Source organism: Flavobacterium sp. F52, assembly GCF_000278705.1.
GTDB lineage: Bacteria > Bacteroidota > Bacteroidia > Flavobacteriales > Flavobacteriaceae > Flavobacterium > Flavobacterium anhuiense.
In genome coordinates this window covers 1-7993 of record NZ_AKZQ01000012.1, presented here as the reverse complement: position 1 = coordinate 7993, position 7993 = coordinate 1, and the positions used below count along the sequence as shown (strand labels likewise).

Here is a 7993-nt window from a genome sequence, read left to right as displayed (position 1 = left end):
TATTTAGAATTAATATAAATAAACTTTTATATTTGCCGCTTTCTGAGCAAAATTGAGTTGTTTTTAAAATTTACTTAATATTGCTTTTTCCAAAGTAAATTTCGTTTAATGAATAAGAATGTCCGTTTCGAATTAGATCTTTTCCATTCCTTTAAGGAAGGCGACGAAACTGCATTCAAGTTTTTTTACGATAAATATTTTAAGAGAATCCAGTCTTTCAGCATTCAGTTTATTTATGATCAGGACGAAGCTGAAAATCTGGCCCAGGAAGCTTTACTACACCTATGGCAAAACAGAGAAAATGTGGAATCTATAAACGGAATTCAAGCTTTCTTGTTTACTTATGCCAAATCAAAATGCTTGAATTTGATCCGTCACAACAAAGTGAAGAACAAATTCAAAAATAACCTCTTAAACCACAAAGAAAGAGAATTGAATATTGAAGTTTTAAATTCAATTCAGTTCGACCCTCTAGAATTAACCGAACTAGAACGCATTATTCAGGAATCTATCAGCTATCTGCCTCCAAAAACCAGAGAAGTTTTTATAAAAAAACGCTTTGAAAATAAAAAAAATGCAGAAATCGCCGAAGAATTGGGAGTCTCACTAAAAGCCGTAGAAGCCCACATGACAAAGGCTTTAAAAATTCTAAAGACCAGATTATCTGATTATTTGTTCTTAATTTTTATCCTTATTTATAATAATTAAGAATAAAAAGATAGGGTATTTTAATTCTGAGGTGTACTTATAATGTGAGAAGTTTAAAAAAGCAAACATGACATCGGAAATAATAAGCAAATACCTTTCTAATGAAGCTTCGGAACAAGAAGTTCAGGCACTTTTTGACTGGATCGAGGCATCTGACGAAAACAAAAATCAATTTATAAAGGCTAAGAAGATCTGGGCATTAACCACTCTTTCTTCTGATTTATCTATTGAAACCGCTCCGGTAATCCAGATGCAACCCAAAAATAAAATCAGACAATATGTACAGTACGCTGCGATATTTTTAGTATTTTTGGGCTTAGGAACGACTATTTTCTTATTGAACAAAACAACTGAAAATCCAAAAGAAATTGTTCTGGAATTGGGCGACGGCCGTCTGGAATATTTATCTGGAAAAGCTCAGACTGCTTTGCTAAATGATAAAGGCGAATTGATTGCCAAAAAATTTCCGAATGAAATTGTTTATTTTGGTAAAGTCGCAGATCAAAAAGTGATTTACAATACTCTCTCTGTTCCGTACGGAAAACGTTTCAAACTTAAACTCTCAGATGGTACTATTGTGAGTTTAAACTCGGGAACAAGTTTACGTTATCCAGAACAGTTTGGTCTAAATGGAAACCGAGATGTATACTTAACCGGTGAAGCATTTTTTGAAGTGGCAAAAGATAAAATGCATCCGTTTATCGTTCATGCAAATCAGGCAGATATTGAAGTTCTCGGGACTACCTTTAATGTGAGCGCATATCCTGAAAACCCTACAGTTAATAGTACATTAATTGAGGGAAGCATTCGAATGTCTGAAGCTGCTAATTCTACTAACGCTATTCTGTTAGAACCAAATCAAATGGCAACATGGCAGAATAACTCGAAAAAACTGGCTGTAAAAGAAGTCGATACAGCCTTTTATGTTGCCTGGACAAAAGGTGAGCTTGCTTTTAAAGACACGCCATTTTCTATAATCGCTAAAATTATTCAGCGTACTTATGATGTTGAAATTATCAACGAAAATTCTGATTTGGCCAAACAGAATTTTACGGGTACAATTAAAATTAGCGAATCTAGTGTCGAAAACATTTTAGATCTTCTAAAGCGTGACACGCCTTTTAATTATTCAATTGACCAAAAAACCATTACAATTACCAATCCGCGATAAATACATAACCATGACATTTACGATACAGCCCTTTTTAAGAAAAATTCTGTTTTTCTTAGCCATTCTCTTATCTGGATTTAAAGGATTTTCTCAGAATAAACTCATAACATTACACGTAAAAAATAAACCTATAAGCCTAATTATCAAATCTATTGAAGAACAAAGTGATTTTAGAATCATTTATAATGCAAAAAAAATAGATACCGATCAATTAGCTGATTTAGATGTCAATAATGCCACCTTAGAAACAGCTTTAAAGAAGTTGCTGAAAGGTACGAATATCTCCTACTACATTCAGAAAAAGCAAGTTTTATTGACAGATGCGACTCGAGTTGATAAATCTAATTCTGGTAACCAGGAAACTGAACGGATGATTAAAGGAACAGTTTACAGCGCAAAAGACAAACAGCCTCTTTCTGGTGCCACTATTCGCGTAAATGGAACTGGAATGGGTGCCATAACCGATTCAAATGGAAAATTTGCTTATGAACTAAAAGGCGAAAACATTAAGGATCAGATTCTTGAAGTTGCTTATTTAGGAATGGAACCACAATCGCAAACAGCGGGATACAAAAAAGAATTTGTTTTTTATCTTCAAGAAGTTACAGATGAATTGAATCCTGTTATCATTACTTCTTCTTATGGAACTACAAAATTAAAAGAAGAAATTGTCGGAAGTATTTCGACTTTACAGGCAAAAGACATCGCAGTTGAACAGGCTTCTGAAAGTTTTGACAAAATGATTACAGGACAAATTGCAGGGGTTTTGGTCGAAAATACTTCTGGTGTTGGCGGACCAGTTAAAATCAATATTCGCGGGCAAGGAACTTTATCTTCTTTAAGCGGTGCCATTTCAGGAACTTCTTCTCAGCCTCTTTTTATTGTTGACGGTGTTGTAATGAGTGAGGAATATGCTATTGACAGCGCCAATTTTAACGGAAGTGGTGATTTTGCCGAAAATCTGGCAAATCCTTTAATGAAAATTGCACCAGAAAATATCGAAACTATTTCTGTTTTAAAAGATGCCGCAGCAGTTGGAATTTATGGTGCTGATGGAGCTAATGGCGTGATTTTGATTACAACTAAAAAGGGTAAAAAAGGAAAAACACAATTTGGTTTTTCAAATCAGCTTGGAGTTTCTTCTGCCATTAATCAGATTAAATATTTAAACGGAGAGCAATACACAGAACTGCGAAATGAGTTTATGAAGAATACTACACCTGGTTATGTTCCCGTTTCTTACAACGGCATTAACACAGATTGGTTCAATATATTAAACCGCGCAGGAATATACAATAAGTATAATTTTAATGTTTCGGGTTCTACTTCTAAATTTTCGTACCGTACAAACATAAGCTATACAAAAATTGACGAACCGCAGGTTGGAAATGAAACCAAACAGCTAAATGCTGGAATAAACTTAGGTTATAATTCTGGCAAATGGGATATTAATTTAATGCTAAACCCAAGTTTTGTACAAAAAGATGCTCCAAACATCTTTTATAGTTTTGCCTACCTTCCAACCCTTGCCGTTTATAATGCTGATGGCTCTTATGCCGATTTGGGCGTAAGCGGTTCTACTAGGGGAAATCCTTTGGCAGCAATTGAGCAAAACAAAAACGAAGCGCAAACTTTTGGTCTTTTAGGAAGTCTGAATTTATCTTATAAACTTAGTAAAAACATTAGATTCTCTACTCTTTTTGGTATGGATTATACCGATAAAGAACAGGATCGATACTTCTCTGCAGCAAATGAAAGCGGACAGTACAATGGCACTTTTATGTTGGATGGAATTTCACGTCCAGCTTGGGGGCGCCGTCTTATCAATCAGAGAAATTCTACAAAATGGAACTGGCAAGGACAAGCTTTATTCAATAAACAATGGAACGAAACTCATGAAATTGATGGTATAATTGGTTTTGAACTTGCTGAAGATAAAACCGATTTCAATTACAAATCTGGAGTTGGATTTTTGAATCCAGAATATATTCATAAAGTGTCTGAAGCAATAAGAGACGACAATCCTGATACACCTGAAAATGAATCTACGAGCGGACAAAGCTACCGAAGCGAAATAAGCTATAACTCCAGAGTTTCTTTGTTTTCACAGTTAAATTACAATTACAAAAAACGTTATTTCTTATTGGCCAATTATCGTCGCGATCAGAGTTCTGTTTTTGGAGATGATACTGATGTGGCTCATAACGGAGGTTTAGGCGCAGGATGGATTATTAGCAACGAGAACTTTTTAAGCTCTAATTCTTGGATCGATTTCTTAAAATTAAAAGCAAGTTATGGTACAACAGGAAATTCAAAAATTGGTTCGTACAGATCTAAAGGATTATACAATGTAAGTCAAAACGGATACAATGGCGGTACTGAAGCAACGCCTGGAGCAGCGCCGAACGGAAGATTAAGCTGGGAAAAAAACACAAAATTCAACGCTGGATTTGATTTTAATGTTTTCAAAAGAGTCGAATTGACTTTAGAATATTACTATGACAATAAAAGCGATTTGATTACAGCCAGAGATATTCCTACCGAAACGGGTTATGGTTCTATACAATTAAATGCTGCAAGCATGTACAACAAAGGTTTTGAACTTACTACTAGAATTAAATGGGTAAAAAGCAACGCCTTTAAATGGACAACGGCATTTAATATTTCTACAGTAGACAGCAAAGTAACCGATTTAAAAGGTTTAGGAAGCGACTATTCTGTAGCAAATCTCGCATTGGCACAAAAAATTGGCTACAGCACTACAACACTATGGGGAGTCAAATGGGTAGGTGTAGATCCAGCTACAGGAAGAGATCTTATTCAAAAAAATGGTCAGGTTTACGATGCGAAAACGTATGGCGAATTATATACGATTGCCGACTGGGAACCCATTGGAGACAAACAGGCAGATGCCTATGGTGGTTTCTATAATAATTTCACTTTCTACAATAATCTAACTTTATCTATTAGAGGTGATTATCAAATTGGCGGTGATCTTTTAGCATCAAATGTTCTTATAGATCAATATAACGTAACATCAAATAGAAACCTTTCTGTAAATGCCTACGATTACTGGAGAAATCCTGGTGACAACGTTACACAATCTGCTGTGACGCTTTCTCCAATAATAACCAACTTAAGCAAGTATGTTTATGACGCAACTTACATCAGAATCAGCAATATTAATTTAAGTTATAATGTGCCGTTAAAAAAGACTTTTCTGGATGCACTTTCTGTATTTGCTGATGCTACAAATGTGGCGTATTGGTACAAAGAAAAAAGTCCAAAAGGATTGAACGGCGTACGAGAGTATAGTTTTATTTATCCGCAGGCAAGAACAATTTCTCTAGGGGTTAATGCTAAATTTTAAGAAAATGAAATATTCAAAATACTTATCAATATTCTTTCTATTCCTTTCATTGCAAAGCTGCAGTGACTTTTTAGAACAAGAACCTGGAACACAAACTTCTATTGACGAACTTTTGCAGAATAAAACAGGTGTTTTACAAGCGCTTAGAGGACTTTATTCTTCGTTGGAAGCCAATGTTCGAACAGAACGGTACGCCGTTTATGCTGATTTACAAGGCGGAAACATCAAGTTTACGCCAATTGCAACAGGAAGTCTTAGAGGACAAGTTTCGACTCCCTCAAATGTTGAACAGGTTTATTCTTTTGATGATCAGGCGCTGACCAGTAATTTCAAACTATTTTACGATGATAGTTATGATATCATAAATCAGGCAAATCTAATTTTAGAATACACTCCTTCCCTAACCGACGCTACTGATGCAGAGAAAAATCAGATAAAAGCAGAAGCCTTGGCCATAAGAGCTTATACGCATTTTCTTTTATCGCTGGTTTACAGTCAGGATTATAACTATACTGCCGACGCTTCACATCTAGGAATCGTTTACAGCACTGCATCTATAAAAGGAGGCGTGCAATATCCAGCAAGAAAAACTGCTGCAGAAACGTATGCTTTAATTATTAATGATTTGCAGACAGCTATAGCCAATTATTCAGATAGTTCTTTGCTTTCTGGTGCTGCGTATTCTTTCTTTAACCAAAAAAATACAAAAGCTTTATTGGCTAGAGTTTATCTTCAAAAAGGAGATTGGACAAATGCTTACGAAACAGCAAATGATGTTATTACCAATTCTGGAGCTATATTGACCAGCAAAGAAAGTTTAATTGCAGAATGGGAAAAACCAGACCTTCCTATTTCAGAAATTTTGCTTGAATTTGCTATTCCTAAGGATAATGAAAACAATGTTGCAGGATCAATGTCAAAAGTTTTTGGCTACAATACAGATCAAAGTTTTGAAAAATATACGGCTTCAAATGATTTGATTAATTTATATGAAAGCTCAGATTTAAGAAAACAATTATTCTTGATAAAACCGCTTTTTACATTGGTTGAAGGCGTACAAACTTACGTGAATTACAGCTTTACAAAAAAATTTCAAGATAATGCTGGTTATGTAGCATTTAGACTTAGCGAAATGTATCTAATTCGTGCCGAAGCCGCTTTAGAAACCAACAGAGCAGATTTGGCAATGGCGGACATCAATACGATTCGCGCCCGCGCAAATGCTTCATTATTAACCAATACAACAAGTCTAAAAGAAAATATCTTTTTAGAAAGAAGGAAAGAATTATGCTTTGAAGGCTTTTTATTCTTTGATATTGCGAGAAACCATAAAAACGTTTCAAGAACTGACGGCTGTCTTGCAAATGTATGCAGTTTGACGTATCCGTCTCTAAAATACGTATTGCCAATACCAACATTCAACACAAATCTTAACCCAAACTTGCAGCAAAATGACTCGTATTAAGATATTCAGCCTATTATTAACAGCGCTATTATACATTTCGTGCTCAAAAGATGATTATAAATTAGGTTCTGATATAGATCCCTATATAAGATTCAACTTTTTGGTTAAAGCAGATAACACTCCTTTAGAATATCCAACTATAAACGGAAGTTTAGTCCCGCAATCTACTTATGAAAACAAGTCTGTAAAAACATTAAAAGTCCCTGTAACCTTAACGACACGTTCGTTAAAAGAAACGGTAACGGCTAATTTCAGCGCTGAAACATCAGGCGTGAGCGATAGCTTTAGTGTAAATCCGGTAAATCAGCTTTCGTTTCAAGGCAGTAAATTAACAGATACCATTTATGTTTCTTTTGATAAAAGATGGGCTGCAAACCAAAGCATCAATCTAAAACTCGAAACGGTTTCTGATCCTGATATTCATATAGGAAATTTAAACACAGCATATCCAAACAATACTTTCAAAATTGATTTGGGAACAATTGCAACTAACTACACTTTTCCTGTAACGCAGTATAATGTCAAAGGCGAAGTAGGCGAAACAATTGATTTTGAAGTGAACTTCCCTAATGGCTTTTTCCCTGAAGAAATTAAAAATGCTAATTTTTTCAAATTTCAAAACGGTTTTGAATATTCTTTAACGCACGATGATTTTGGCGATAACAGAAGTTCTGTAACATATCATTTAACTCTTTTGGAAGATCTGCAAAATGATGATGCCCGTTACGAATCAAAAATTACTTTAATAAATATTCCTAATTACACTGCTACAGGAAACACCAATCTGACAATTGTAAAACCAATAAAATCTCTAAGAGATATTCAGGCAAATCCAGCATCAAAATTTACCGATCCTACAAATGCGTTTTATTTGACTTATGGAGAACATTGGTTTAGCAACGGAACCACTTGTACTTGGCAAACTTTCAACGCTCTGACTTTTCCTGTTGTAGTTACAAAAGATGATCCGAATGCTATATTATATAGCGATAAAGGAACAACAAATCCTAATGACGATGTGTATCACGATGCTTTCAAAATCGGATTTAATGTTGCGAGCGGAACCAATACAGTAAATTCTTTTGGTTTAAAAAGATGGTTTTCTAACGAAAGCAACTCTGCTGCAATTTCTCCTGGATTCAATATTAAATCTGCTTTGGAATTTTTCCCTGCAAACGGAAACAGCAAAACCGAAGGAACTGTTTTAGTAATTCCACAAGACATTACAATCGGATCAAGTGCAACAAATACTCATGTTATTGCCATTTCTGGCGAAGGA

The 7993-nt window shown here is 34.9% G+C and carries 5 protein-coding genes; all 5 read left to right on the top strand.

Annotated elements, in window-relative coordinates; genetic code table 11:
• Positions 1-108: 108 nt before the first annotated feature.
• Complete coding sequence (locus FF52_RS04335) at positions 109-708, top strand: RNA polymerase sigma-70 factor (RefSeq protein WP_008463273.1); 600 nt, start codon at positions 109-111, stop codon at positions 706-708.
• 67 nt (positions 709-775) lie between these two features.
• Complete coding sequence (locus tag FF52_RS04330) at positions 776-1879, top strand: FecR family protein (protein WP_008463271.1); 1104 nt, start codon at positions 776-778, stop codon at positions 1877-1879.
• Positions 1818-5249 (top strand): SusC/RagA family TonB-linked outer membrane protein, encoded by a 3432-nt coding sequence (locus FF52_RS04325; RefSeq protein WP_237718521.1) that lies wholly within the window; start codon positions 1818-1820, stop codon positions 5247-5249. The genes FF52_RS04330 and FF52_RS04325 overlap by 62 nt, the downstream gene beginning before the upstream one ends.
• Positions 5250-5253: 4 nt before the next feature.
• On the top strand, positions 5254-6714 hold the full coding sequence (locus tag FF52_RS04320) for a RagB/SusD family nutrient uptake outer membrane protein (RefSeq protein WP_237718520.1): 1461 nt from the start codon (positions 5254-5256) through the stop codon (positions 6712-6714).
• Positions 6701-7993, top strand: a 1293-nt coding sequence (locus FF52_RS04315; protein WP_008463265.1) for a hypothetical protein, incomplete at its 3' end; no start/stop codon positions are given. The genes FF52_RS04320 and FF52_RS04315, both read left to right, overlap by 14 nt.

Bases quoted from the DNA above. Each gene is read 5' to 3' on its own strand.
- FF52_RS04320 (WP_237718520.1), top strand. From the start codon at position 5,254: ATGAAATATTCAAAATACTTATCAATATTCTTTCTATTCCTTTCATTG.
- FF52_RS04335 (WP_008463273.1), top strand. From the start codon at position 109: ATGAATAAGAATGTCCGTTTCGAATTAGATCTTTTCCATTCCTTTAAG.
- FF52_RS04330 (WP_008463271.1), top strand. From the start codon at position 776: ATGACATCGGAAATAATAAGCAAATACCTTTCTAATGAAGCTTCGGAA.